This is a genomic window from Novosphingobium subterraneum, from assembly GCF_000807925.1.
Classification (GTDB): Bacteria; Pseudomonadota; Alphaproteobacteria; order Sphingomonadales; family Sphingomonadaceae; genus Novosphingobium; species Novosphingobium subterraneum.
In genome coordinates, this window is record NZ_JRVC01000001.1 from 97458 (window position 1) to 121185 (window position 23728).

General features: G+C 63.0%; 26 protein-coding genes. 14 read left to right on the forward strand and 12 right to left on the reverse strand.

All coding sequences use genetic code 11. The features are described 5' to 3' along the window. The first annotated feature begins 1 nt into the window (after position 1). The 11 genes from NJ75_RS00460 (at position 2) to NJ75_RS00510 (ending at position 11478) form a co-directional block, all read left to right on the forward strand. Complete coding sequence (locus tag NJ75_RS00460; protein ID WP_407668279.1) at positions 2-1924, forward strand: FAD-binding oxidoreductase; 1923 nt, start codon at positions 2-4, stop codon at positions 1922-1924. Next, positions 1924-2649, forward strand: a complete 726-nt coding sequence (locus tag NJ75_RS00465) for a hypothetical protein (RefSeq protein ID WP_039330914.1) — start codon at positions 1924-1926, stop codon at positions 2647-2649. The genes NJ75_RS00460 and NJ75_RS00465 overlap by 1 nt, the downstream gene beginning before the upstream one ends. Positions 2650-2690: 41 nt before the next feature. Next, positions 2691-3368: a cytochrome c3 family protein gene (locus NJ75_RS00470; RefSeq protein ID WP_232824572.1), complete on the forward strand. Its 678-nt coding sequence runs from the start codon at positions 2691-2693 to the stop codon at positions 3366-3368. Continuing rightward, on the forward strand, positions 3355-3798 hold the full coding sequence (locus NJ75_RS00475; RefSeq protein ID WP_052241802.1) for a DUF1622 domain-containing protein: 444 nt from the start codon (positions 3355-3357) through the stop codon (positions 3796-3798). Before NJ75_RS00470 ends, NJ75_RS00475 begins: the two co-directional genes overlap by 14 nt. Before the next feature lie 11 nt (positions 3799-3809). After that, on the forward strand, positions 3810-4175 hold the full coding sequence (locus NJ75_RS00480) for a four-helix bundle copper-binding protein (protein WP_039330916.1): 366 nt from the start codon (positions 3810-3812) through the stop codon (positions 4173-4175). A gap of 180 nt (positions 4176-4355) precedes the next feature. Next, complete coding sequence (locus NJ75_RS24170; protein WP_156135673.1) at positions 4356-4724, forward strand: hypothetical protein; 369 nt, start codon at positions 4356-4358, stop codon at positions 4722-4724. Positions 4725-4987: 263 nt separating this feature from the next. Next, entirely contained in the window at positions 4988-6508 is a 1521-nt protein-coding gene (locus NJ75_RS00490; protein WP_052241808.1) for an aldehyde dehydrogenase family protein, read from the forward strand. A gap of 25 nt (positions 6509-6533) precedes the next feature. After that, positions 6534-7559, forward strand: coding sequence for an alcohol dehydrogenase AdhP (adhP, locus tag NJ75_RS00495; RefSeq protein WP_039330746.1), 1026 nt, complete (start codon positions 6534-6536; stop codon positions 7557-7559). 27 nt (positions 7560-7586) lie between these two features. Continuing rightward, on the forward strand, positions 7587-9278 hold the full coding sequence (locus NJ75_RS00500; protein ID WP_039330748.1) for a copper resistance system multicopper oxidase: 1692 nt from the start codon (positions 7587-7589) through the stop codon (positions 9276-9278). Positions 9279-9460: 182 nt separating this feature from the next. After that, positions 9461-10261: a copper resistance protein B gene (locus NJ75_RS00505; RefSeq protein WP_039330921.1), complete on the forward strand. Its 801-nt coding sequence runs from the start codon at positions 9461-9463 to the stop codon at positions 10259-10261. Continuing rightward, positions 10258-11478: an MFS transporter gene (locus tag NJ75_RS00510; RefSeq protein WP_082013215.1), complete on the forward strand. Its 1221-nt coding sequence runs from the start codon at positions 10258-10260 to the stop codon at positions 11476-11478. Before NJ75_RS00505 ends, NJ75_RS00510 begins: the two co-directional genes overlap by 4 nt. A gap of 124 nt (positions 11479-11602) precedes the next feature. Here NJ75_RS00510 and NJ75_RS00515 read toward each other — a convergent pair whose 3' ends face one another. The 12 genes from NJ75_RS00515 to NJ75_RS00565 form a co-directional block, all read right to left on the reverse strand. Then, the gene (locus tag NJ75_RS00515) at positions 11603-12049 is read right to left on the reverse strand and encodes a response regulator (RefSeq protein ID WP_052241814.1); all 447 of its coding nucleotides are present in this window, start codon (positions 12047-12049) and stop codon (positions 11603-11605) included. 100 nt (positions 12050-12149) lie between these two features. After that, positions 12150-12758 (reverse strand): response regulator transcription factor, encoded by a 609-nt coding sequence (locus tag NJ75_RS00520; RefSeq protein WP_039330750.1) that lies wholly within the window; start codon positions 12756-12758, stop codon positions 12150-12152. Continuing rightward, on the reverse strand, positions 12748-14289 hold the full coding sequence (locus tag NJ75_RS00525) for a PAS domain-containing sensor histidine kinase (protein ID WP_052241816.1): 1542 nt from the start codon (positions 14287-14289) through the stop codon (positions 12748-12750). Before NJ75_RS00525 ends, NJ75_RS00520 begins: the two co-directional genes overlap by 11 nt. 335 nt (positions 14290-14624) lie before the next feature. Then, positions 14625-15053, reverse strand: coding sequence for a DUF411 domain-containing protein (locus tag NJ75_RS00530; RefSeq protein ID WP_039330752.1), 429 nt, complete (start codon positions 15051-15053; stop codon positions 14625-14627). Positions 15054-15113: 60 nt separating this feature from the next. Then, a complete protein-coding gene (locus tag NJ75_RS00535) occupies positions 15114-15314 on the reverse strand; it encodes a hypothetical protein (protein ID WP_039330754.1) in 201 nt (66 codons plus the stop codon). Between the two features lie 17 nt (positions 15315-15331). Continuing rightward, the gene (locus NJ75_RS24175) at positions 15332-15673 is read right to left on the reverse strand and encodes a hypothetical protein (protein WP_137775969.1); all 342 of its coding nucleotides are present in this window, start codon (positions 15671-15673) and stop codon (positions 15332-15334) included. Then, entirely contained in the window at positions 15670-16389 is a 720-nt protein-coding gene (locus NJ75_RS00540; RefSeq protein ID WP_039330756.1) for a PepSY domain-containing protein, read from the reverse strand. Before NJ75_RS00540 ends, NJ75_RS24175 begins: the two co-directional genes overlap by 4 nt. Before the next feature lie 505 nt (positions 16390-16894). Further along, the gene (locus tag NJ75_RS00545; protein WP_236727031.1) at positions 16895-17791 is read right to left on the reverse strand and encodes a copper resistance protein B; all 897 of its coding nucleotides are present in this window, start codon (positions 17789-17791) and stop codon (positions 16895-16897) included. A 398-nt stretch (positions 17792-18189) separates the two neighbouring features. Then, positions 18190-20019, reverse strand: a complete 1830-nt coding sequence (locus NJ75_RS00550; protein WP_039330760.1) for a copper resistance system multicopper oxidase — start codon at positions 20017-20019, stop codon at positions 18190-18192. 197 nt (positions 20020-20216) lie between these two features. Then, complete coding sequence (locus NJ75_RS00555) at positions 20217-20801, reverse strand: RNA polymerase sigma factor (protein WP_039330761.1); 585 nt, start codon at positions 20799-20801, stop codon at positions 20217-20219. Beyond that, positions 20798-21235, reverse strand: coding sequence for a periplasmic heavy metal sensor (locus tag NJ75_RS00560; protein ID WP_039330763.1), 438 nt, complete (start codon positions 21233-21235; stop codon positions 20798-20800). Before NJ75_RS00560 ends, NJ75_RS00555 begins: the two co-directional genes overlap by 4 nt. A gap of 2 nt (positions 21236-21237) precedes the next feature. Further along, the gene (locus tag NJ75_RS00565) at positions 21238-21504 is read right to left on the reverse strand and encodes a hypothetical protein (RefSeq protein WP_039330765.1); all 267 of its coding nucleotides are present in this window, start codon (positions 21502-21504) and stop codon (positions 21238-21240) included. A gap of 133 nt (positions 21505-21637) precedes the next feature. Between NJ75_RS00565 and copC the strand changes: the two genes are divergently transcribed. The 3 genes from copC to NJ75_RS00580 are packed head-to-tail and all read left to right on the forward strand — an operon-like array spanning position 21638 to position 23691. Beyond that, entirely contained in the window at positions 21638-22021 is a 384-nt protein-coding gene (gene copC / locus NJ75_RS00570; RefSeq protein WP_039330766.1) for a copper homeostasis periplasmic binding protein CopC, read from the forward strand. A 21-nt stretch (positions 22022-22042) separates the two neighbouring features. Continuing rightward, positions 22043-22969: a copper homeostasis membrane protein CopD gene (gene copD / locus NJ75_RS00575; RefSeq protein ID WP_039330768.1), complete on the forward strand. Its 927-nt coding sequence runs from the start codon at positions 22043-22045 to the stop codon at positions 22967-22969. After that, positions 22966-23691 carry a helix-turn-helix domain-containing protein gene (locus NJ75_RS00580; protein WP_137775968.1) on the forward strand — a complete coding sequence of 242 codons (726 nt, stop codon included), beginning with the start codon at positions 22966-22968 and terminating at the stop codon, positions 23689-23691. The genes copD and NJ75_RS00580 overlap by 4 nt, the downstream gene beginning before the upstream one ends. The last annotated feature ends 37 nt before the right edge of the window (positions 23692-23728 follow it).

The following is a 23728-nucleotide window of genomic DNA, read 5'->3' on the forward strand; positions in this document are numbered from 1 at the left end:
GATGCCGAAGCCCCGATGCGCTGTGATCGCTATCGCTGCGTGTGCGCTGGCAATGCCGGCGCACGCGCAGGACGGCGACGAGCACAGCGCGCATCATCCAGGCGGTGCCGCGCCGTCGCCCATGGCTACGCCCTCCCCCATGAGCAGCAACGGCGGGGCCAAGCCGGGCGGCCAGCCCGCCGCCGATAGCGCCATGTCCGCGATGATGCAGGACATGATGCAGGAGATGATGGGCGGAGAAGGCGAACATGGCGGAGCGAACCGGCGCGGTCCGTTTTTCGCCAAACTGCTGACATTGCCAGCCACTTCGGCCGAGGAGAAGCAGGCTCTGGCCAGCCAGGCGGAACAGCGCGTCTCAGACGGCTTGGCAATGGTCGAAGCGGCCAACGCGGCGGCAATGCACGCCGCGACCCCGCAAGCCCGGCTCGATGCGGCAAAGAAGTTGCGCGAAGGGCTCGATCTTCTGAAGAGCGGTGCTGCCGGTCAAGCCGCGCTTGCGAGCGAAGCGCAAGCTCCGATCGCGGCGCAGACCTGGTTTCGCGACCAGCTCGGCATCGCCGATCCGGCGCATGCAAGCGCTCGGCAATTGTTTGGACTTTCGCCTTCGCACTTCTTGCTCATGCTCTTCCTCGCCTTGGTCAGCGCCAGTCTAATCGCGCTGCAAGTGCTCCGGCTTCGCCGTGTCCGGACGCTGATGGGTGCGGCGAATGCCGCGAGCGGCCCTTCGGTCGCGGCGCCCGTTGCCGCCCTCGCCAGGACCTCGGGGCAACCGCTGCCGGAATCGCTTCCCCCGGCTCGCGACGCCGTGCCGACGCAAGACGTCCCACCGGCTGCGGCCTTGCGTCCTTCGAAACGGTGGTCGGGCCAGCTAAAGGTCGTTCAGATCGTTCGCGAGACGCCTACGGTCCAAACCTTCCGATTGGCCGATCCCGGCGCGGATCGCCTGCCATTCGACTTTCTGCCGGGCCAATTCTTGCAGGTGGAGGTCACCCCGCAAGCGGACAAAGCCGTGCGAAGATCCTACACGATCGCCTCCTCGCCGACGCAACGGGCCTACGTCGAACTCACCGTCAAGCGCGAGGAACAGGGCGCGGTTTCGAAGTTTCTCCACGATGAGGTCAAGACTGGCGATCTGCTCAAGGTGACGGGCCCCTTCGGTGAGTTCACCTTCACCGGAACCGATGCCGAGAGCATCGTCCTGATCGCCGGGGGCGTCGGCATCACACCGATGATGTCGGTGCTGCGCTATCTTACCGACATCGCCTGGCCAGGAGAGATCTTCTTCCTCTATGGCGCGCGCTCGACCGAAGAATTCGTCTTTCGCGACGAGCTCGAACGGCTGGAGCGACGCTTCGCCAACCTTCATGTGATGGCCGCAATGCAACGCTCCGCGGGCACCGTCTGGCTTGGGCCGGAAGGGCCGATCACCCTGGAAATGCTGCGCGCCGCTGTGCCGGACATAGCCAAGCGCCGGGTCCACCTGTGCGGTCCCCCCGGCATGATGGCGGCAATGCGCGCGCAGCTCGCGGAGCTTGGCGTGCCCGAGGCGCAGTTGCACACCGAGGCATTTGGCCCTGCCTCCTTGCCGGACAACGCGGCTGAGATCGAAACGAAAGAGCGTCCGGCGGCGGCACGCACGAAGCGCAAGGATGCCGTGGCGCCAACAACGGTGACCTTTGCGGTCTCGGGCGTCTCGGCCCCGCTGTCCGCAGAGGAGACTGTGCTGGAAGCCGCCGAAGACGCCGGCGTCGAGATTTCCTATGCCTGCAGAATTGGCGAATGTGGCGTCTGCGTCACCAAGCTGATCTCGGGTGAAGTCACGATGGCGGTCGAGACCGGTCTCGATCCGGAGGACAAGCAAAAGGGTTACATTCTGGCGTGCCAGGCGAAGAGCGCCGGACAGCCGCTGGTGGTGGAAGCCTGATGCGCGAGCGCGGTGATATCCTGGTTGCTCTCATGGTCGCGTTCGTGATCCTCTTCCCGTTGGGATATCTGCTGCACGTCTCTCCGCGCTTCCCGGGCAGCCTGGCTGGCGGGGTCATTGGCATCGCGGCTGCGGTGCTGATGCTGCTGACCTTGCCCTATGTCCTGGTCAAGCACGTCAAATCGATCGCCGAGGCGACCGCGCACCGTGTCAGCAAGCCGACGCTGCTGGCGATTCACATCTACGCCGGGGTTCTGGCCGCGATCCTCGGCCTCGTCCACGCCGCGCATAGCTTGGAGAGCCCGGCCGGATTGGTCTTGACCGGGACGCTATTGCTGACGGTCTTGAGCGGCTACATCGGCCGCTATTTGCTGGGCCAGTTGGCTAAGGCGCTGCGCGGACGGAAATCCGAACTGGCCTCGCTACAAGCGGCGCTTCTTGGCCTCGACGCGACCATTGCCAAGGAGGCGGAAGCGCCCCCGCTGCGCCGCTGGCACAGATTGTTGTTCGTCTCCGCCGAGCGGCCCGCCGATCCCGCCGCGAAGGACGCTGAATCCCTGGCCGGAGCAATGGTGGACATGGAATTCGCGGTGCGGGCGGAAAGCGCAACCGATGCCCTGTTCGGCAAGTGGCGGTGGCTGCACATCGTGGTCGGCTGCATTCTCTACGCCGTCCTTGTCGTCCACATCGGCGCCGCGATCTATTTCGGATTGCGCTGGATATGAGGTTTGCGCGCCTCCTTTTTTGGCTCTTCGTTCTCGCGACCGTGGCTCTGCTGGTGGGTGCGCCATTGGCCTTGCGCACGAACGCGCCTTCCGAGGCCGGGATTGTGGAGCGTTTTGTCGCTCCCGGACCCTTGTCGAGCGCCCACCGGTCGCTGGCCGGACAATGCGCCAGCTGCCACACGCCCCTCAAGGGAGTTGAGGCGAAGACCTGCCTGTCATGCCACGCCGGAACCGAGTTCGGGGACAAGCAATCGACCATGTTCCATTCCCAGGCCACGCAATGCAGTTCCTGCCATGTCGAGCATCAGGGCAATCAGGGGATTGTCCAAATGAGCCACGCCGCGTTGCTCGATCCGAAGAACTGGAGCGGCCCGGCTCTGCAAATGCAATCCCGCAAACCCCTGGCGACGTCCGGTGCGACGCTCGATTGTGCGAGCTGCCATTCGATCAGGGACAAGCATCTCGGGCTGTTCGGCGCCGATTGCGCCACCTGCCACAGCACCGATTCGTGGACGATTGCCAGCTATCGCCACCCTTCGACCAATTCGACGCAGTGCGTCGAGTGTCACAAAGCGCCTCCCAGCCACTATATGGAACACTTCAGCATGGTTTCGCAGCGGGCCGCACGCGAGAAGGCCCGGGTCGATCAGTGCTATTCCTGCCATACCACCGACAGCTTCAACAACATCCGGCGCCGGGGGTGGTATGATCACCATTAACGCGCCCTGGCTAAGCCAGTTTTTCCACCTGGCCGTCGTCGTTCTGGATCTGGCCGGCACCTTGGTCATCCTGGTCGGCGCGGCCTATGCCAGTGGCGTGTTTCTCCGGGCGTTTCGAGGGAGCGACCGGTCGCGCGCCTATCTCGCCTTCCGTTCGACGCTGGGGCGCAGCATTCTTCTGGGTCTCGAATTCCTGGTCGCAGGCGACATCGTCAAATCGCTGGTGATCAACCCGACAATCGCCGACCTGGTCGTACTGGCCGGGCTGGTCCTGGTGCGCACGTTCCTCAGCATCTCGCTCGGTGTCGAGATCAATGGCCATTGGCCCTGGCAGGATACCGTCATGGCGCGTCATCGCTCGCTTGCCGCAGGTAGCGGTGGCCAACCCGGCTGCGGGGAGAATCCCGGGATCGATCCAAACGGTTCATGATGGAGGTAAGGATGATCGAACGCAGAACCCTGTTGGCGAGCGGTACGGCGCTTCTCGCTTCAGGAGTGGCAAGCGGCGCTGTCGCAAGCGATGGTTCGGGGCACGCCGCAGCAATGGCGATGCCGATGAAGGACTGCATCGATCTTTGCGCCGCGTCGCATGCCATGTGTTTGGAGACGGCGAACTATGTCGCAAGCTCGAGCCGATCGCCGGCCAGCGCCCCGCTGCTCACGCTCCTGAGCGATTGTGCGGACGCTTGCGACCAGTGCGCTCGCGAATGCGAGCAGCGGCGTGACGACCCGCAGCTGACCCATTGCGCTGAAGCCTGTAGACGGTGTGCGGAAGGCTGCCGCCATATGGCCGCGATGGCCGACTGAACGGGGCGCTTCGCAAACTACGTATAGTTTCAAGCGGCGGGTGGTCCCATTGCAGAGCCAAGAAGCGGCGAGAAAAACGCAAGAGTATCGCCAGTTTAGCGGAGACGCGAAATGACCCGGAAAGCCATCTATCTTACTGTTTTCGGCTTGCTCACCAGTGTCGGCGGCGTAGCCTATGTGATGGCCGACGAACTGCCGGCCGACATGCCTGCGGTCACGGCCCCAAAGCCCACAGCATCACCCAAAGCGCCTGTCGCCCCGCCGCCGCCGTCGACCACGGCCGCTCAGGACCATGCGCACCAGCAGGGCATGGATCACGGCGGGCAGCAGATGCACGATCAAATGATGCAGGACCACCAGATGGGCATGCAGGGCATGCAGCAGCAGGGCATGCAGCAACAAGGTATGGGCGGCATGGCGGCGCAAGGCGGCAAGGCGGGCATGCCGATGAAGCCGGGCAAGGATTGTTGCCCGAGCAAAGGCATGAAGCCAGCGGACAAGCCCATGGCGATGCCCTCGGACAAACCGATGCCGATGAATGACATGTAGACTCCGCTCCCCGGAGCTGACGGCCCGCCGCCCCGCCCCCGGCGGCGGGCCGTTCTTGCCCCCCTTTCGCCGCAAAGGGCCGGATTTGCGCCATGTATCGCTAGGACCACGCGCGCTCCCGTCAGACTCAAATCGCGGGACAAACCCTGAGTGCAAGCGATGCTCGATAGGCGGCGGGCGAACGGGGTAACCGGATCCTGCCGCAAGGGCCGCGCTTGGCCGTCACGCACACACTTGACGAGGACAACACAAGGACCGGGATCATGTTCGAACAGGCCATCGAGACAATCAATGCCGCGCCAACTTTCCGGCATCGCTACGACAATTTCATCGCCGGGCGCTGGAGCCCGCCTTCCACAGGCCAATATTTCGCCGACACGAGCCCGATCAACGGCGCGCTGATCGCCGAGTTCGCCCTCTCTACCACCGAAGATGTCGAGCGCGCGCTCGACGCTGCCCACTCCGCCAAGGACCAATGGGCGAGGCTTGCGCCGGCCGAGCGCGCAACGCTGCTCAACAGGATCGCCGACCGTCTGGAACACAATCTTGAACTGCTGGCGCTTGCCGAGACGATCGACAACGGCAAACCGATCCGCGAGACGCGCGCCGCCGACGTGCCGCTCGCGATCGACCATTTTCGTTATTTCGCCGGCTGCATCCGGGCGGAAGAAGGCACGATCTCGACGATCGACGCCGACACCATCGCCTATCATTTCCGCGAGCCGCTCGGCGTCGTTGGCCAGATCATCCCAAGGAACTTCCCGCTGCTGATGGCGGCATGGAAGATCGCCCCGGCGCTTGCCGCCGGCAACTGCACGGTCATCAAGCCGGCTTCACAGACGCCGCTCACGCTGCTGATGTTGGCCGAGCTGACCGCAGATATCCTGCCCCCGGGCGTGCTCAATGTGGTGACCGGACCAGGCCGGACCGTCGGTCAGGCGATCGCCGCCAATCCGCGGATCGCCAAGGTCTCGTTCACCGGCGAGACCGTGACCGGCAAGCAGATCATGCACGCTGCCGCGAATCACCTGATTCCGCAGACGATGGAGCTTGGCGGCAAGTCACCCAACATCTTCATGGCGGATGTCCTCAATGAGGACGACGCGTTCCTCGCCAAGGCGATCGAGGGCTTCACGCTGTTCGCATTCAACAAGGGCGAGGTCTGTACCTGTCCGTCGCGCGCGCTGGTGCACGAATCGATCTTTGATCGCTTCATCGAGCGTGCGGTCGCGCGCGTCGCCGCGATCCGCCAGGGCGATCCACTCGACCCCGCGACCCAGATCGGCGCCCAGGCCTCCGAGGACCAGCTCCACAAGATCCTTGGCTATATCGACGTCGGCAAGGCCGAGGGCGCGCAGTGCCTGACCGGCGGTGCGCGCGCGCTGCCCGGGGGTGACTTGAACAAGGGCTTCTTCGTCCAACCGACCGTGTTCGTGGGCCAGAACCACATGCGCATCTTCCAGGAGGAGATCTTCGGTCCGGTCCTGGCGGTGACGACCTTCAAGACGGTCGAGGAAGCGATCGCGATCGCCAACGACACCGCCTACGGCCTGGGTGCTGGTGTCTGGACCCGCAACGGCAACACTGCTTACCGGCTGGGCCGCGCGATTGAGGCCGGCCGGGTCTGGACCAACTGCTATCACCAATATCCCGCCCACGCCGCTTTCGGCGGATACAAGGCGTCGGGCTTCGGGCGCGAAAACCACAAGGCGATGCTCGACCATTACCAGCAGACCAAGAACCTGCTCGTCTCTTACGACGAGCGCGCTCTCGGCCTGTTCTGACCTTCCTTCTGATGGAGAAGCAGACATGGCGAAAACCATGAAGGCGGCAGTCGTCCGCGAATTCGGCCAGCCGCTGGTCATCGAGGAGGCGCCGATCCCAGTGGTCGGTCCTGGTCAGATACTCGTCAAGATCGCGGCGACCGGCGTGTGCCATACCGATCTGCATGCCGCCGAGGGCGATTGGCCGGTCAAGCCCAACCCGCCGTTCATTCCGGGCCATGAGGGCGTCGGCCATGTCGCCGCGGTCGGATCGGACGTCACCCACGTCAAGGAAGGCGACCGCGTCGGCGTGCCCTGGCTGTACACAGCCTGCGGCCACTGCGTACATTGCCTGGGCGGCTGGGAAACGCTGTGCGAAAGTCAGCAAAACACCGGCTATTCGGTCAACGGCAGCTTCGCCGAATATGTCCTCGCCGACCCGAACTATGTCGGCCACCTGCCCGACAATGTCGATTTTCTCGACATCGCGCCGATCCTCTGCGCGGGCGTCAACGTCTACAAAGGCCTCAAGGCCACCGAGGCGAAGCCGGGTCAATGGGTTGTGATCTCCGGAATCGGGGGGCTTGGCCACATGGCCGTGCAATATGCCCGTGCGATGGGCCTCAACGTGGCGGCGGTCGACATCGACGATCGCAAGCTCGATCTCGCATCTCGTCTCGGTGCCACGCTGACGATCAACGCGTGCGATGAGATTCCTTCGGCGGCCCTCAAGAAGGCGATCGGCGGCGCGCATGGCGCGCTGGTCACTGCGGTCTCGCCCACAGCGTTCCAGCAGGCGCTCGGCATGGTCCGCCGTGGTGGCACGGTGGCGCTCAACGGTCTGCCGCCAGGCGACTTTCCGCTGTCAATCTTCGACACCGTTCTCAACGGTATCACCGTGCGCGGCTCGATCGTCGGCACCAGGCTCGACCTTCTCGAAGCGCTGACCTTCGCCGGCGAGGGCAAGGTCCACGCAACCGTGCATGCGGAGAAGCTCGAGAACATCAACGATGTCTTCTCGCGCATGCGTCACGGCGACATCGAAGGCCGGATCGTTCTCGATCTGGCGTGATCCCATCATTCGCGAAAGATACTGTCCATGCTTCCTTTCCACAGCCTGCCTATCGCGCGGCGCCATTTCGTCCAGGGTCTGGCGGTCGGCGGTGCGGTTGCAGGCTTCACCCCGGCGCTTCTCGCACGGTCCACTGCCGCTTCGGCGGCAGAGCTGCGCGGCACCGAGTTCGACCTTGAGATCGCCGAGCTGCCGGTCAATTTCACCGGCAAGCGCCGGGTCGCGACTGCGGTGAACGGGGCCGTGCCCGCGCCGGTTCTCCGGCTGCTGGAAGGCGACACGGTTACGCTGCGCGTACGCAACAGCCTCAAGGAGATGTCGAGCATCCATTGGCACGGCATCATCCTTCCGGCCGAGATGGACGGCGTGCCGGGCATCAGCTTCGCCGGCATCGCGCCCGGCGAGACCTTCACTTACCGCTTCGAGCTGCGCCAATCGGGCACTTACTGGTATCATGCCCACACGCTTGCCGAGCAGACCGGCCTTTATGGCGCGATCGTCGTCGAACCGCGTGGGCCCGTCGCCGCGCCGGATCGGGACTATACGGTGATCCTCAGCGACTGGTCTGACGAACCGCCATTGCAGATCTTCACCAACCTCAAGAAGCTGAGCAGCTACTACAATTTCGCGCAGCCGACGGCGGGCGACTTCCTCAAGGACGTACGCCAACTGGGGCTCGGCAAGGCGCTCGATCGGCGGGCGATGTGGAATGGCGCGCGGATGAGCCCGACCGATTACAGCGACGTCTCGGCGGCGACTTACACCTACCTCATGAACGGGACGCCGCCTGCGGGCAACTGGACCGGCATCGCCGCGCCCGGCGAGCGGGTCCGGCTGCGCTTCATCTGTGCGGGGACCGCGACCTTTTTCGACGTACGGATTCCGGGGGTCGCGCTGACCATCGTCGCGACCGACGGGCAACCTGTCGAACCGGTTACGGTCGACGAGTTTCGCATCGGCCCCGGCGAGACCTACGATGCCGAGTTCACCATGCCCGACGCTGAAGCCCATACGATCTTCGCTCAGTCGATCGACCGGACCGGCTATGCCCGCGGCACGATCGCGCCTGCGCCTGGCATGACTGCGGCGGTACCGCCGCTCGACGAACGGCCCTGGCTCGAACCAATCGACATGATGGGTGCAATGGCCGCGATGGACGGCGGCGAACACGCCGGACATGGGATGGCCGAAATGCCGCCCAAGGCCCGGCACGCCCGCACTGAATATGGCGCGAACACCGACATGCGGGTCGATTATCCCCGCAGAAATCTCGACGATCCCGGCGCCGGCTTGCGTGACCGCCCCTGGCGCGTTCTGACGCTGGCGGACCTGCGCACGCCGAACGGCGATCCCGATCCCCGCGAGCCGGAACGCGAGATCGAACTCCACCTCAACGGCAATATGGAGCGCTTCATCTGGGCGCTCGACGGGATCAAGCTCAATGACTCGCGCCCTCTGCATTTCCGCCCGAACGAGCGGCTTCGCGTCACGTTGGTGAACGACACGATGATGTCCCATCCGATGCATCTCCACGGAATGTGGAGCGATGTCGAAGGCCCGGATGGCAAGTTTCGGGTGCGCAAGCATACCGTAGTCGTCCAGCCCGCCCAGCGCGTCAGCTTCCGCGTGACGGCCGATGCGATGGGCCGATGGGCGTTCCACTGCCACCTGCTCTACCATATGGCGGCCGGCATGTTCCGCGAGGTGGTGGTCGCATGATGAGCCACGCACACCCCCGCACCGCACAATTCGCTCTCGCCACCATCGTCTCGGTTGCGGTCGCGACTCCAGTTCGGGCCCAGGAAGCTCCGCAACAGCCACCGGCCGCTTCCCAGGCCGACCAGTCGGTCAAGCCCGCGCAGGAGCCGCAGCCCGCTCCGCCGGTCGAAAATCATGCGAGTATGAACATGCCCGGCATGGATATGTCCGGAGCGGGCAGGTCGCCAGACAGCACGGAGATGGACACGGGCAAGATGCAGGGCGGCAGGGCACCGCGCGATGCCCGCAATTCCGACGACTATGCCGATGGTTACCGCAACTCGACGCTGCCCAATTACGAAATGGCCGACAAGCTCTCGATCCCCAAGATCCTGGTCGATGAGCTCGAGTTCGCCACGGGCAACGAGGGACAGGGGTTCGGCTGGACAGTGCTGGTCACAAACGGGCCGGACGACAACAAGCTCTGGCTCCGCAGCCAGGGGCTCAAGAATTCACGCGATCGGCTCGATCCCGAGAGCAGCGTCGAAGGGTTCTGGTGGCACGGCGGGGGCGCATTCTGGGGTACGTTGGTCGGCGTTCGCCAGGATCTCGGGAAAGGTGGCACGACTTGGGCCGCCGTCGGCGTTGAGGGCCTCGCTCCCTACTGGTTCGACATTCAGCTGACCGGCTATGTGGGCGCCGATGGCCGCTTGGCGGCGCGCGCCAAGGCCTCCTATGAAATCCTGTTCACCAATCGCCTCATCCTGACGCCTCAAGTCGAGACCAACATCTACAGCAAGCGATCTACCGACCGCGAGCTTGGTGGCGGCTTCAGCAATGTCGAACTCAGCGGTCGCCTGCGCTACGAGTTTTCTCGAAAGTCCGCGCCCTATGTCGGTTTCGTCTGGGAACGCGCGCTCGGCGGCACCGCCGACTTTCGGCGCGCCGAGGGCGAAAGCCCGGTCGAACGTCGCGTCGTCGTCGGCTTCCGACTGTTGCTGTGATTCTGGGGCGGCTGTCCGAGACATGGCAGACCGGCCTCGGCCATCTTGCGCGCCCGCAAGGCAGGCAATCGCTCTCGTCCATTCTTCTTCTGCTCGCCGTAGCCGCTGCTGCGGCGGGGCAGACCGCCATTCTCGCCTTCCTTCCGGCCCTGGTTGATCGCAATGCCGCACAGCTTGCGCCGCGCCTGCATGACTTCCACGTCGCCAGCCTTACCGGCGTCCATCCGCTCGCGGCCTTGCTGCTGGCCCCGCTCTGGGGCTGGCTCGCGGATCGGATGGATTACCGGATCCTGCTTCGCACCGCTCTCGTCGCACTCGCATTCGCGACGGCGCCAGTCGGAGCGGTGCCGCTACCGGCTCTCTATCTGCTCCGCGCGCTGGCCGGCATGGCCGCTGCGGCCATCATCCCGCTGGCGTTGCTGTCCGCGAGCTTCGCGGTTCCCGAGCGCGGCGAGCAGGCGAAGCGCTTTACCTGGCTAACGGGGTTCGTCTTCCTGGGGGACATGATTGGGCCTTTGCTCGCAGAGGGTTCCGCCGCCGTAACTCCCGGCGCACCCCTGCTGATGGTGGCGCTCGGCATCGCTGGCGTCGCCAGCCTGCTGTGCTTCGCCCATCTGCCGCCTCGGTGCATCGCTTGTTCCGAGATTCGCCACCCGCAATCGTCGTCCAGCCCCGCGATCTCGATGCTACTGCTCATCGCGGTCGTTGGTGGCGGTGGGCTCGCGGCCATGCATGTCGCCCTGCTCATCCCGCGAAGCACGGATGCGCCCAATCGAGAGACGATCGCCTGGATGCTTAGCCTTTGCGGGTTCGCCATGCTTGCCGCGCAGCTGTTCCTTGCAAGAGTCACCTGGCTCGTGACCTCACCGAGACGCCTCGCCGGCATTACCCTTGCCCTTCTCGCGTCAAGCGTCTTCCTCTATTCCCTCAACCTTGCGACCCTGCCTATGGCTGGCACCATCTTTGTGGCCGGCTGGAGTTCCGCAAGCCTTCGCCTGATCACCAGTTTCTGGATCGGCGGAAACACAGCTCCTTCGGGCTCGAGACTGGGTTTGCAGCATGCGGCGGCCAGCATCGGCCAGGCGCTTGCACCATTGGCCTTCGCACTGGCATCGCCGCAATATCAACCCGTCATCCTCTGGAGCATCGGCAGCCTTGCGCTGCTTCTCCTGCTTGTTCTGCCCCTTGTCTGGAGAGGGGCGACATCAGTCCAATGATAGTGGACGTCGGGCAACGGCCACATACTCCACCCGGGTTTCACCAACGGGGCCGCGCTTGGTCTTGGCCACCCTTTGGGCTGCCCAATACAAGGACCGCGCACTGAGAGAGCCGGAGACCAGACTAGCAGCCGCACCCTGTGCCGCCTTCGCGGTCCTCGTCACAATCCCCAGGCTCGGCGCAGTCGCACAAGCGGTACAGCGCCTCGAGAACCGGTGTTCGGATGAAGGGTTTCTGGATCACTTCTGCATAGCCGCAAGCTTTGGCCCGCAACCTCAGCTCGCGATCGCAAGATGCGCATATGAGGATCGCGGGGCCGCTCCATCCCTTGGCCCTGAACGCGCCGAGCAAGCTGACGCCATCGAGATCCGGCATGTTGTAATCGGCAATCATGCAGTCGGCGGAGAGCGAAGCCGGATCGGCCAGCAAGGCCGATGCCGATCGGTAGCTGAGCGGTTCATAACCCCGCGCATGCAGCAAGAATTGCAACGAACGGCGGATACTGGCCTCATCGTCGGTGATGAGAACCTTGTAGCGCTTCTTGCCAGGCTCGCTCTGACTTGTGGACATGGACCCTGTAACTGAAACTGAGAAGGCAACTCCTATCAGGAATCGCCGGTCTTGCGGACAATGTCCTTACGTAGATGTCACAGAATCCTAGATTCTTGTGCTAAAGACCAGCGGCGAAGGCAATCCGCAGCAGATCGGACAGGCTGTGCACATCGAGTTTTTGCATCAGGCTTGCCCGGTGAACCTCGACGGTGCGCGACGAACACCCGAGATCATAGGCGATCGTCTTGTTGGGATAGCCCTTGGCCAGACCCTCGAGGATCTCGCGTTCACGCGGCGTGAGTGACGCTATCCGCGTCCGCGCCTCCCGCTCTTCGAGATCGCGGCTATCGTTGCGTTCAAGTCTCGCAAACGCCCGCTCGAGGGCGCCGAGAAGCGCGGCCTTTTCGAACGGTTTTTCGAGGAACTCGACCGCTCCGGCCTTCATCGCCTGGACGGCAACGGTCACATCGCCATGACCGGTAAGGACGATCACCGGCATGTCGATACCGCGATCGGCCAACGCGGCCTGGACCTCAAGCCCATCCATCTCTGGCATCCGAACGTCTAGCACCACGCACCCTTTCGGCGCGGATTTCGCCGACTTCAAGAATTCGACGCCCGAACCATAGGACAGAACCTTGTAGCCCGCGCGCGACAAGACGAAGCCCGCAGATTTGCGGATAGCTTCTTCGTCATCGACGAGGTGAACGACACGACTATCGCTCATCGGCAGCCTCCTCAGCCGCATGCATCAGCGTGAAATGAAAACGGCTTCCGCCGGTGTCGGGATGCTCGGCCCAAATGCGTCCCCCATGGGCTTCGACGATCGTGCGGCAGATCGACAGGCCCAACCCCATCCCTTCCTGCTTGCCGCTGACGAAGGCCTCGAACAGTCGAGGGCGGATGTCGGGCGCGATGCCGGGGCCGGTGTCGTGCACCGTGACTTCGACGTATCCGTCCGGCCGAAGCCTGGTTCCAACGGTCAAATCCCGGACTTGGCTTTGCGCCGTGGCCTCAACCGCGTTGCGCATCAGGTTGAGCAGAACTTGCTGGATCTGCACCCGATCGACCAGCACTGGCGTCGCCAGCGGGTCGAGGTTGAACAAGGCGCGCACGCCATTCTCGCGGGCACCGGTTAGCGCGAGCCGACCGGCATCCTCGATCAGGCCAGGCAATTGCTCGACGCGCTTGTCGACCTCGCCCTTCGCAACGAATTCGCGCAGCCGGCGAACAATGTCGCCGGCCCGGAATGTCTCGTTCGCCGCTTCCGCGAGCGCGTCGCGCATGATTATCGCGTTCTCGTCGGCCGCCTCCTCGAGCATGTCGCGCGATTCCTCCAGATAGTTCGCCACGGCGGTCAACGGCTGGTTGAGTTCGTGCGCCAGCGTTGAGGCCATGGTGCCCATGGCGCTCAGCCGCGAGACATGGACCAGTTCGGCTTGCAATTCCTTGAGCTTGAGCTCGTCGCGCTCCTTCTCCGTCAGGTCGCGGATGAAGCCCGTGAAAATCCGTTCGCCATCCTTCCCCGCCTCGCCAACCGAGAGTTCAAGCGGAAAGGTCGTTCCATCGCGCCGTTGTCCGGTCACGACCCGGCCGATCCCGATGATCCGCTTCTCGCCGGTCGTGCAGTAGTGCTCCAGATAGGCGTCGTGGCGTTCGCGATCCGGAGTGGGCATCAGGCACGATACGTTGGCTCCGAGCAGCTCGCTTTCCTCATAGCCGAACAATCGTTCGGCCGCGGCGCTGAACGAGGAAATCCGGCCACGCTCATCGATCACGATCATGGCGTCCGGAACCGTCGCCAGGATCGAGTTCAAATGCTGTTCGCGCGCCTCCATCGCCTCGCGGATCGCGGCCTCTTCGGTGACATCGCGCGCGATGCAGAAATAGCCCAGCAATCGGTCGCCTTCGCGCAAGGCAGCAAACGACACATGTGCGAGATATTCCAAGCCCGATTGGCGAACCCGCCAGCCATTGCGCTCAAACGACTTGCCACGCCGGGCCGCTTCAAGATCGGCAACCGGAAGACCGGAAGCGGCTTCATCGGGCGCGTAGAAAATTTCGTGAGACTGACCGATAGCATCGGCCGGACACCAATGGTCGGCGCGCCCTTCGTCGTCGCTCAGCGCCAGGATCTGGCCACGACTATCGAGCAAAACAAAAAAATGCCCAGGGGCGCTCAGGAAGGCGAGATAGGCGAGCCGAGGCAGGTCTGGCTGGTTGCCATCCGGGGCCGGCCTGTGCCGATCGCCCGCCATGTCTAGCACGCCACGCTTGCGACCCGCGGGCGGAAAAGCCGGTCCTCGCGAAAGTCGCTTCGGGCAGTCATTGGAAACATGCGAATGGAATCTTCCGGTACACGCGCTGGGCCTTCGTTCTAGAATACGCACAGCGACCGGCCACCCCTCACGAATTTCGGACACGTGTCCCGTCCGCTGGCCGCACCGGTGAGGCGCGCTCATATTTTTCCCGGGAATCACCCCCGTGAGGGCTGCAGCGCTCGGGACAGCCCTCTCGGGGGTGATTGGCAGTTTACCGCGACATTTCGGCCTCGTTTGCAACGGCGGACCGGTCGAGTCAGCGCCGCAAACGGTCAATGCCGCGCATAGACAGTCGGCGCCCCGGCGCCGATGGCGTAAACCGCAAAGCGTTGGGGTTCCTGCCCCGGCACTTCCATCCCCGGCGACCCCAGTGGCATGCCGCCGACCGCAAGGCCGCTCACGCCTCTCGGCCTTGCCGAAAGGACACGCCGCATATCCTCGATCGGAACGTGACCTTCGAAGGCCATCCCGTCGATCACGGCGGTGTGGCACGAACGGAGGGTGGGTGGAATTCCATACCTTGCCTGAAGGGCTGCGCGGTTGGAGGCGTCGACCGCTCTGATGGTCTTGCCCAGCCCCTTGCGGACTTGTGCCGCCCACTTCTCGCAACAGCCGCATCCGGGATCCCGGTGCATGATTGCCGCGGTCGAGGCCATGGCGGGTGAACCCGCTAACGCCAGTGCCAGAATGAGTTTTCGCATTGTATATCTCGCCTTCCTGAAGTGCTCAGGCGGCAGCTAGCCGCCTGAGCACCGAGTTGCCTACTTGTGTTCCATGCCGCCCATGGCGTGGCCCGCATGATCGTCGGACGCTGCCTCGGCTTTGTCCTGACAACAGGCCATCTTGCCATGTTCGTCCTTCTTGCAGCAGCACTCCTTCTTCGGAGCGGAAGGCGGTTCTGCGGCAAAAGCCGCTGTCGACAGGGTGAGCGCGAACGCGCCAAGCAGATAGTTGAGTTTCATGATCTATTGCTCCGTGATCAGGTTGAATGATTTGGCATGGCCTGATCTCGCGGCGGCGGATGCGGTGGTTTGAGGGCAATTCCCTTAATCGAGGTTGCTGCCTCCTCTTTGGGCACCGGATCATTCCAGACTGCGACCGGCTGCACGGTCGGCGGCTCGGCCGCGCGTGAGGCGCAGGCATGACAAGCCATGGCAGAATCTTTCGCGTGACCATCGGGCACCGGAAGATGACCGTCTTGCGCGTTCGAGCAATCCATCGCCATCGATGTCGCCGCGGCTAGCGGTGCCGCATCAGCACACAACGGCCCGGTCTGTAATGCGAGGCCGAGAGCGAGAAACAGAACAGCCAAAAACTTCATGCCGCCCGCCTTTTCCGGCGAAACGGCCAGCGCATGAAGAGCAGGATCGCGCCCGCAATAGCGAGCACCAAGCCGCCGCACGCAAAGGCCAGCAACCACCAAGTGTTGAAATTCTCGTGGTTCTTCCAGTCCATGATGTGGAGGCTCCAGAAGAAATCGTAGAGCCGCCACGTCCCGTTGCGAACCGCCGTCAACTTGCCCGAGTCCGCCGCGACGAAAACGCTGGTGCTGTCAGGATCGGCAAAGGCCACGCGCCATGCGGGAAGCGCGCCGCGATATTCGGGGCTTTCGGCAAGGACGCGAGAAACTTTGGCATCGGGCTTGACCGGAGCCTTCCACGCATCGCGTGCAATTGCGAGGGCAAGCGCTGCGTCAACCGGCAGTAGTGGCGCGCCGCTCACCGCATCGAAAAGAGTGGTTCCCTCCGCCGTCGCGACCAGGGCGACTGGGCGATTGGCGAGCATGGCGAAGGATACCGACTCGACCGGGGTCTTGGCCGCCGCGACCAGGCGGGTCGGCGCGACGAAATCGACGCCTTTCGGCATCGCGACAACGCGCTCGCGGTCCACAAGATGTTCGCCGCGCACTTGCTCGATGGGCAGATAACTCATCAGCACACCGCTCGAAAACCAGATCAGGAGCTGCGCCCCGATAACCAGCGCCAACCATTTGTGAATGCGGCTCGCGGCGACATGAACCCTTACCTTCGCTCCCATTGGTCCCCCGATTTGCACCCATTGCGACCGCCTCCGATCACCATCGGCGTTCCGATTGTTGCCTTATCTTATGTCGCTCATGTCATGGCCCGCATGAGGATCGGCTTCGCCGGGCGGCGGTGCGGTCTTGGTGGGCACGGGCGTTGCAGCCTTGGATTCCGCTCTCTGTTGAGGTTTTGGTGCGCCGGCCCTTGAAGCTGGTTTTGGTTTCGGGGTGCTGGGCTCTGGTACCGGTTTTGCTTCGGATCGTTGCGGCGCGCCCTCCGGCCCCGCCGGTGATCCGCTTGCGCCACTATCCGTTGCCGTCACGTCTGCCTGGGCTTCCGCTAAAGCCGGTCCCGAATTTGCCGATTGGTCGGGCGCAAAGGGCTGTTTAGTCGCGCCGCAGCCGGCAAGCGCAGACGCCGCCGCTATTAATGCGAGAGGAGCGAGCTTATTCAAGAAAATACCCTTGGAAAGATGGATCTGCTGGTCCGCTACGAACCGTTCCTCCAGACTAACTCCTCTAGAACCAGACCCGCACGCCCATCACAAAGTGCGGGTCAGAGACTTCTCCTCCGTTCGCTCTGACGAAGCGAGCGGATTCGCCAAACTGCCTAGTCCACTCAAAGCCTGCATAAGGTGCAAACTCCTTTCTGATTTCGTAGCGGAAGCGAACCCCAAGCTCGAGGTTCGAAAGGCCATCTCCGACCCCAAGCTCGGGAATGGCTTGCGCGGAAAAATTGGCCTCGATCCGGGGCTGCAAGATCAGCCGCTGGGTAATGCGCTGATCGTAAAATCCCTCGAACCGGCCGCGCAGTTCCCCCTTGTCCGACAAGAATGCCGACGCCGTGACCTCGAACCAATTGGGTGCCAGACCTTCAATGGCGACGACAGCATAGGTGCGCGACGGATCAGGCGTCACGTCGTAGCGGACACCCGCCTGCAGGTTCCAATAGGGTGAGATCGCGCGGGAATAGACGCCGGTCAGCTCAAGATCGTCCAATGCCCCCCTGAACTCGCCCTCGCCTTCATACTTGAACACGAAGCGGTTGATGTCGCCGCCGAACCAGGCCTCGCCATCGAAACGATAGCTGTCCTTGCCCTTGTGGACGACGTATTCGGCAAGATCGAAGGATACATAGCGAAAAGTCGTGCCCCCGGCTTCTTTCATCATCTCGTCGCGCGAGCGCCGCATGGTTTCACTCGGGAAAAACCGGTCGGCATACCAGTCCGAAGGCGGCGCGGGGGCGGGCGCGTTGCCAGGCGCGAAGTCGGTGCCGGTCGCCGTCCCGGACCCGCCTTGGGGCAATGAAGGAGCGACCTTTGGCGTGCAATGGCCCATCTTTGCATGCTCAGGTGGGCAGTCCGGATCGACACCGCTTGCTACCGACGAGGCCGTGCCCATAGAAATGCCTGGCATTTCATCGGCTGCGGATCCCGGAGCCGTCTCCGACGGCTTGGGAGTTTCGGCAGCCGGAGTGCAATGCCCCATCCTTGCGTGCTCGGGCAGGCAACCGTCATCGGATGGCGCGGGCGGCGGTGCCATCTTCATCGCTGGCATTGTGTCGGGCGTGGATGGCGTCGAACCCGTTGGTTCGGGAACGCAGTGCCCCATTTCCGCGTGTTCAGGCGAGCATGTGCTTGCCGAAGGAGGCGCCGCCGGCTTCTGAGCGACTGGCTTTGCAGAAGGCGCCTTGGGTTTGGCGGGCTCGCTAGCGGGCGGCATCGAGCCATGATCCATGCTTTGCATCGATTGTGCCGAAGCGGGGACGGCTGCCGCGCAAAACATCACGCTGGCGAGCAACAGTTCGGCTCGGCTCATGCGCCTACCCCCCGCGGACGCACGCTGACAACGCGCATCATCCCTGCGTGCATGTGATAGAGCAGATGGCAATGGAACGCCCAGTCACCGACGGCATCGGCGGTAAAGTCGAAACTTGCCTTACCGCCTGGCTGCACCAGCACGGTGTGCTTCCTTGGAGAGTATGCGCCCTTGCCGGTCACCAGCTCGAAGAAATGCCCATGGAGATGGATCGGGTGGCTCATCATTGAATCGTTGATGAGGTTTATCCGCACCCGCTCACCTTCGATGAACGGAATGGGCTCGTGAAAGTCCGACATTTTAACGCCGTCAAACGACCACATGAATCGCTCCATGTTGCCGGTCAGGTGAATGTCCAACGAACGATCAGGAGCGTTGACATAGGGATTGCGCTCAAGCGCTACGAGATCGTGATAGGTGAGCACTTTGTGCTCGACATTCTCCAATCCCTGGCCCGGTTCGCCCATTCGGTCCACAGGCATCGGCGAGATCGTCTGTACGCCCGGATTTTTCTCGACTTGCGGTGCCACACTGAAATCACGCATGTTCATCGAACCGTGGTCCATCCCGGACATGGTATCGGAATTGGACATCTCCATGCCGGGCATCGAGTCTGTCGACGGAGCGGGTGCTCCGGGCATGTCCATCGAGCCGCCGGAGCCATGGCCCATCGCTGCATGATCCATGCCGGACATCGAGCCACCGGACATGTCCATCTCGCCCATGCCCATGTCCTTCATATTGGCTAGCGGACGCTCACGCAGCGGCGGGACTGCGGCGACCATCCCCGGGCGCGGCGCTAACGTTGCGCGGCCCATGCCCGAGCGGTCGTTGGCTTCGGCGACCAGCGTGTAGGCGCGGTCTTCGGCCGGCGTCACGATAACATCATAGGTTTCGGCAACCGCGATCTGAAACTCGTCGACCTCGACCGGTCGAACGTTGAGCCCATCGGCTTGCACGATCGTCAGGCGAAGCCCCGGGATGCGGACGTTAAAAATCGACATTGCCGAGGCATTGATGATGCGCAGTCGCACCCGCTCGCCCGGCTGGAACAGCGCCGTCCAATTGTCCTTCGGGCCATAGCCGTTGACCAGAAAAGTGTAAGTCGAACCGTTGACATCGGCGATATCGGTGGGATCCATGCGCATCGCGCCCCAATCAAGCCGGTCCTTAAGCGGCTGATCCTTGCCCGACAGCAGACCTCCGAGCGTCTGGCGCTGCATATTGAAGTGCCCGGGATTGACCTTGAGCTTGTGAAAAATCGCCTCGGGCGAGAGTCGGCTGTGATCCGAAAGCACGACGACATGCTCCCGATCATAGGCCACCGGATCGGCACCCTTGGGATCGATGACGATCGGTCCGTAGTGTCCAAGCTGCTCCTGAAGACCCGAGTGGCTGTGATACCAGTAGGTCCCCGACTGCATGACAGGGAATTCATAGACGAAGGTTGAGCGCGGCTTGATGCCAGGGAAGCTGACGCCTGGAACCCCGTCCATCTGGAACGGGAGCAGCAAACCGTGCCAGTGGATCGAGCTGTCTTCGTCGAGGTCGTTCGTAACAGAGAGGCGAACATTCTGGCCTTCGCGTAGACGGATCAACGGTGCCGGGACAGTCCCGTTGATCGCGATCGCGCGGCTGACCTTGCCATCGACACGCATGGTCTGACGGGCAATCCGCAAGCTGATGTCGTTACCCGAAACCGTTGGAATCGGCTCCGTGATCCCCGGCGAGACGGGCTGCGCCCATGCCGGAAACCAGGGTGCAAGGGCGGCTGTTACGCCACCGGCGGCAGCGACGCCGATAAAGGATCTTCTGTCGAGGGTCATATCTTGTCCAGGTTCGACGATGGGGATTACACATGGCTTTACGCGGCGGGCACATGCATCCCTCACGCATAATCAGAAAATATTCCGCCAATTGCCCCGCCGCATCGCCATGCAAGTACGGCTCGCGAGCGACCAAACCCCACCGGCTGTCCATAAATGCTGCAAGCGGTGGTACGCTTTGCTAATGACGTGCGTGATTAGGGCCGACCGGATACAGGCTCGGCCGCCAACTGCGCCTTCAGTTGACCTCGCGCTCGATAGAGCCTCGTTTCAACTGCCTTTTCGCTGATCCCCAGGATCGCGGCGGTCTCGGCTTGGCTCGCTTCCTCGATAGTTCGCAGGATGAGCACTTCGCGAAGCGGCTGCGGCAATTTGGCAATCTCCCTTTCAACCCGCAGCAGCTCCGCACGGCTCTCGGCTTCGCGCGCAGGCCCAGGCGCATCGCTCCCGAAATCCTCATCGCGTTCGATCGGGCGGGCCAGCGAGAAGAATGAGCGCACGGCCCGCCGCCGCGCCCAGTCGCGGCACTTGTTGAGCGCGATCCTGGCAATCCAATGCCGAAACGGCCGATCCGGGTCATAGCGGCGGATGGCGCCAAACGCCGAAACAAAGCTCTCCTGTAGCAAATCGAGCGCCTCGTTCGGATCGCCGACATTGTTGCGGATTAAACGATAAACCGGATCCTTGTGGCGACGCATCAATTCCCGAAATGCCTGCGCTTGACCGGCTACCGCAAGGCTTGACAGCTCGTGGTCGTCACATTGCGAAAGATCGAGTGTCACTGCGCATCGGCGGTCAGGGCTTTGACCACAGTGTTGTCGAACATTTTGGCCTGTTCGGGGTTCAACACCCCGCGCATGGCGAAGAGATGCTCCAGCGTCTCCTTCTGCAGTTTTCCCATGACCACATGGTTATGGTCGATCGCGGCGGTCACCTTTGGTCCGTACCCGTGCTCTTCCGCGATGGCTTCAGCGAGCCGTACATTCGACGCTCGCATTTCAAGTTCGAGCGCCTTTCGCCGAACGGCGAACTTCGCTTCAATCGCCTCAACCTTCGAGCGCTGCTGCGGGGTCAACTCGAGCTTGTCGTGAAGCAGCGCGTGCAACTCGCTCTCTTTTGCTCGCGGCTGATCCGCGACAAAGCGCCCGATAAAGACGCCTGTCAGCGCCGAAACGAAGGCGACCACGGCGATCAGCAGAATTTTTCGGTAGCCCATCGTTAGCGTGCATCCAGCAAGGTTGAAGGGGCCAAAGCGGTGCTCGGCGCGAATGGCGAGAGCGGGCGCGCCGCGACAATCGGGGCACGCGTGGTGACCCCCGCGAAAGCGCCCCAGCCAAGGGAAACCACTGCAGCCAACGCCATGAGGCGGTATGACGCACCAGTCTCGCGTCGACGATCCGAGAGCATTGCCAATACGTTATCGTCGACGCCGTCCAACAGGCCCACCGGCGGGGGGTGCCGCAACTGTTTCAGGAAATCGTCCATCACACCCTCATCCAACAATTGTTCTGCAGCGCCATACGCGCTCGCGCGAAAAACCCCTCAACAATTTCCGTCCTGAGGGGTGCGACCTCGACATGCGTATTCATGACTGGCACCACTTTTTTGGAGACCGAATATGCGCAAGACCCTTGTTGCCTTCTCGTTGGCCGTGCTCTCGCTGACCGCCCTTTCCGATACCGCTCTCGCCCATGCCAAATTGGTCAGTTCGGCGCCTGCCGCAAACGCAACCGTCTCAAATGTCACGTCGGTAAACCTGCAGTTCAATGAGCGGGTAATCGCTTCGACGATGAAGGCTGAGCTACTGATGATCGGCATGCCCGGGATGTCCGATCACGCGCCAATGAAAATCGCTTTCACGTCGATGATGGGCAAGGACGGGAAATCCATGATGCTCATGCCCAAGAAGGCACTCAGCCCGGGCACCTACAAAGTCATATGGTCGGCCGCTGGTGCTGACACGCATCGTATGGGCAGTGAATTCAGCTTCACGGTCAAATAGAACGTGGACACTGATTTTGGGATGATTGCCATCAGGCTCGGATTGTATCTGAGCCTGATGCTGCTTGTCGGGCTCGCCGCCTTTCCGCTCTACGCCTTGCGGCACGATGAAAGGCCGGAAGGGCAGGTGCTTTCACTGCGGTGGGCGCTCACTTTCTGGTCAGTTACGGCAATTACCTTGTCGGGTCTGGGATTGGCTGCACTGATCGCGGCCATGATGGGCGGGCCGTTAACCGATATCGACTGGGAAACCAGCCAATCCATCCTGTTTGAAACGCCGATCGGCACCGCGTGGTTGGTGCGGATGGCGGCGCTTGCGGTTGTTTTGATGGCTGCCTTCCCGCGGCGCTGGACCGATGAGCAGCAGCTTGGCACCATAGCGCTTGCGGGCGCAGTGGCGCTTTCATCGCTCGTCTGGACAGGTCATGCTGGAGCAAGCGAGGGCGGCTTGGGTCTCATCCACAAGCTGAGCGATATGCTGCATATGCTCGCCGCTGCGATCTGGCTCGGCGGGATCGCCGCCTTCCTGCTGCTCCTGCGGTCCCCGCTCGATCAGCATTCGGGCCGCAAATTGGTGGTCGGGCATCGCGCTCTCGAAGATTTTTCACGGGTCGGCACGATCTGTGTTGGAATAATCGCTGTTACCGGACTGATCAACGGTCAGGTTCTGATCGGCTTTTCGAATATCTTGCGCGTTTTTGACACCACATACGGGCAGGCACTTTTTCTGAAACTGGTTCTGGTTGCCGGGATGCTGCTCCTCGCTGCGCGAAACCGCTGGCGCCTGACGCCAGATCTGGCACTTGGGCTGAACGACGGGGATGCGTCCAGCGCTGTCGCGGCACTTCGCAAGAGCCTGATGCTGGAAGCGGGGGCGGCGATAGCGATCCTGGCGCTTGTGGCGTGGTTCGGCATGCTTGAGCCGCCCGCCAGCACGATGGGGCCTTGAGCGGAAGGGGCTCGCCCTGGTCGGGGACAATGGTGCTTGGCGTCGGCTGGGCATTGCTCGACGTCCGTGCGGGCGACAACCGGCCGCATCGCCACTTGGCGCACCAGGTCAGCCTTGCGCTCGATGCTCCCTGCGCAATCGGCGGAACGCTTTCCTTGCACCTAGCCGCGGGCGAGGCCGCAGCCATCCCGGCCGGGACCTTGCATAGCCTCGGCCCCGCCGGATCAGCGGTGCGAACCATCTATGTCGATCCGCGGTTTGGCGGGCGGTGCGACCTGTTCGGACGGCCCGAGCCATTCCGCCTCCCTCCCACGCAGACTGCGGCGCTGCGGGCCGTGCGATCCGGGACCGAAGCCAAAGAGTGGATTGCCCGTTTCCTGGGAACCAGTCCCGTGAGTTTGATCGATAGCCGGTTGCGATCGGCATTGGCAGGGATCGAACCAGGGATGAGCGCCGCCGAATTGGCCCAAGCAATGGGGCTGTCGCGAGCACGCCTTCGTGAAGTCGTCAGCCGCGATTTCGGGTTTCCGACTGTCAAATTGTTGCAATGGTTGCAGCTCCAACATGCGATCGACGCACTCCGCCACTCCGCCAGCCTCGCCGATGCGGCTGCCGCAGGGGGCTTTGCCGACCAGGCGCATTTCAACCGGCGGCTGGTCGAATGGTTCGGGGTTACGCCATCGCTCGGGCTCGCCCAGCTCGACATTTCGATCGTCCGCTAAGGTTCGAACCAGCGATTCGTTCAAGACCCGGCGCTGC

Bases quoted from the DNA above. Each gene is read 5' to 3' on its own strand.
- NJ75_RS00460 (WP_407668279.1), top strand. From the start codon at position 2: ATGCCGAAGCCCCGATGCGCTGTGATCGCTATCGCTGCGTGTGCGCTG.
- NJ75_RS00465 (WP_039330914.1), top strand. From the start codon at position 1,924: ATGCGCGAGCGCGGTGATATCCTGGTTGCTCTCATGGTCGCGTTCGTG.
- NJ75_RS00475 (WP_052241802.1), top strand. From the start codon at position 3,355: ATGATCACCATTAACGCGCCCTGGCTAAGCCAGTTTTTCCACCTGGCC.
- NJ75_RS00480 (WP_039330916.1), top strand. From the start codon at position 3,810: ATGATCGAACGCAGAACCCTGTTGGCGAGCGGTACGGCGCTTCTCGCT.
- NJ75_RS24170 (WP_156135673.1), top strand. From the start codon at position 4,356: ATGGCCGACGAACTGCCGGCCGACATGCCTGCGGTCACGGCCCCAAAG.
- NJ75_RS00490 (WP_052241808.1), top strand. From the start codon at position 4,988: ATGTTCGAACAGGCCATCGAGACAATCAATGCCGCGCCAACTTTCCGG.
- adhP (WP_039330746.1), top strand. From the start codon at position 6,534: ATGGCGAAAACCATGAAGGCGGCAGTCGTCCGCGAATTCGGCCAGCCG.
- NJ75_RS00500 (WP_039330748.1), top strand. From the start codon at position 7,587: ATGCTTCCTTTCCACAGCCTGCCTATCGCGCGGCGCCATTTCGTCCAG.
- NJ75_RS00505 (WP_039330921.1), top strand. From the start codon at position 9,461: ATGAACATGCCCGGCATGGATATGTCCGGAGCGGGCAGGTCGCCAGAC.
- NJ75_RS00515 (WP_052241814.1), bottom strand. From the start codon at position 12,049: ATGTCCACAAGTCAGAGCGAGCCTGGCAAGAAGCGCTACAAGGTTCTC.
- NJ75_RS00520 (WP_039330750.1), bottom strand. From the start codon at position 12,758: ATGAGCGATAGTCGTGTCGTTCACCTCGTCGATGACGAAGAAGCTATC.
- NJ75_RS00525 (WP_052241816.1), bottom strand. From the start codon at position 14,289: ATGGCGGGCGATCGGCACAGGCCGGCCCCGGATGGCAACCAGCCAGAC.
- NJ75_RS00530 (WP_039330752.1), bottom strand. From the start codon at position 15,053: ATGCGAAAACTCATTCTGGCACTGGCGTTAGCGGGTTCACCCGCCATG.
- NJ75_RS00535 (WP_039330754.1), bottom strand. From the start codon at position 15,314: ATGAAACTCAACTATCTGCTTGGCGCGTTCGCGCTCACCCTGTCGACA.
- NJ75_RS24175 (WP_137775969.1), bottom strand. From the start codon at position 15,673: ATGAAGTTTTTGGCTGTTCTGTTTCTCGCTCTCGGCCTCGCATTACAG.
- NJ75_RS00540 (WP_039330756.1), bottom strand. From the start codon at position 16,389: ATGGGAGCGAAGGTAAGGGTTCATGTCGCCGCGAGCCGCATTCACAAA.
- NJ75_RS00545 (WP_236727031.1), bottom strand. From the start codon at position 17,791: ATGCCAGGCATTTCTATGGGCACGGCCTCGTCGGTAGCAAGCGGTGTC.
- NJ75_RS00550 (WP_039330760.1), bottom strand. From the start codon at position 20,019: ATGACCCTCGACAGAAGATCCTTTATCGGCGTCGCTGCCGCCGGTGGC.
- NJ75_RS00560 (WP_039330763.1), bottom strand. From the start codon at position 21,235: ATGGGCTACCGAAAAATTCTGCTGATCGCCGTGGTCGCCTTCGTTTCG.
- NJ75_RS00565 (WP_039330765.1), bottom strand. From the start codon at position 21,504: ATGGACGATTTCCTGAAACAGTTGCGGCACCCCCCGCCGGTGGGCCTG.
- copC (WP_039330766.1), top strand. From the start codon at position 21,638: ATGCGCAAGACCCTTGTTGCCTTCTCGTTGGCCGTGCTCTCGCTGACC.
- copD (WP_039330768.1), top strand. From the start codon at position 22,043: ATGATTGCCATCAGGCTCGGATTGTATCTGAGCCTGATGCTGCTTGTC.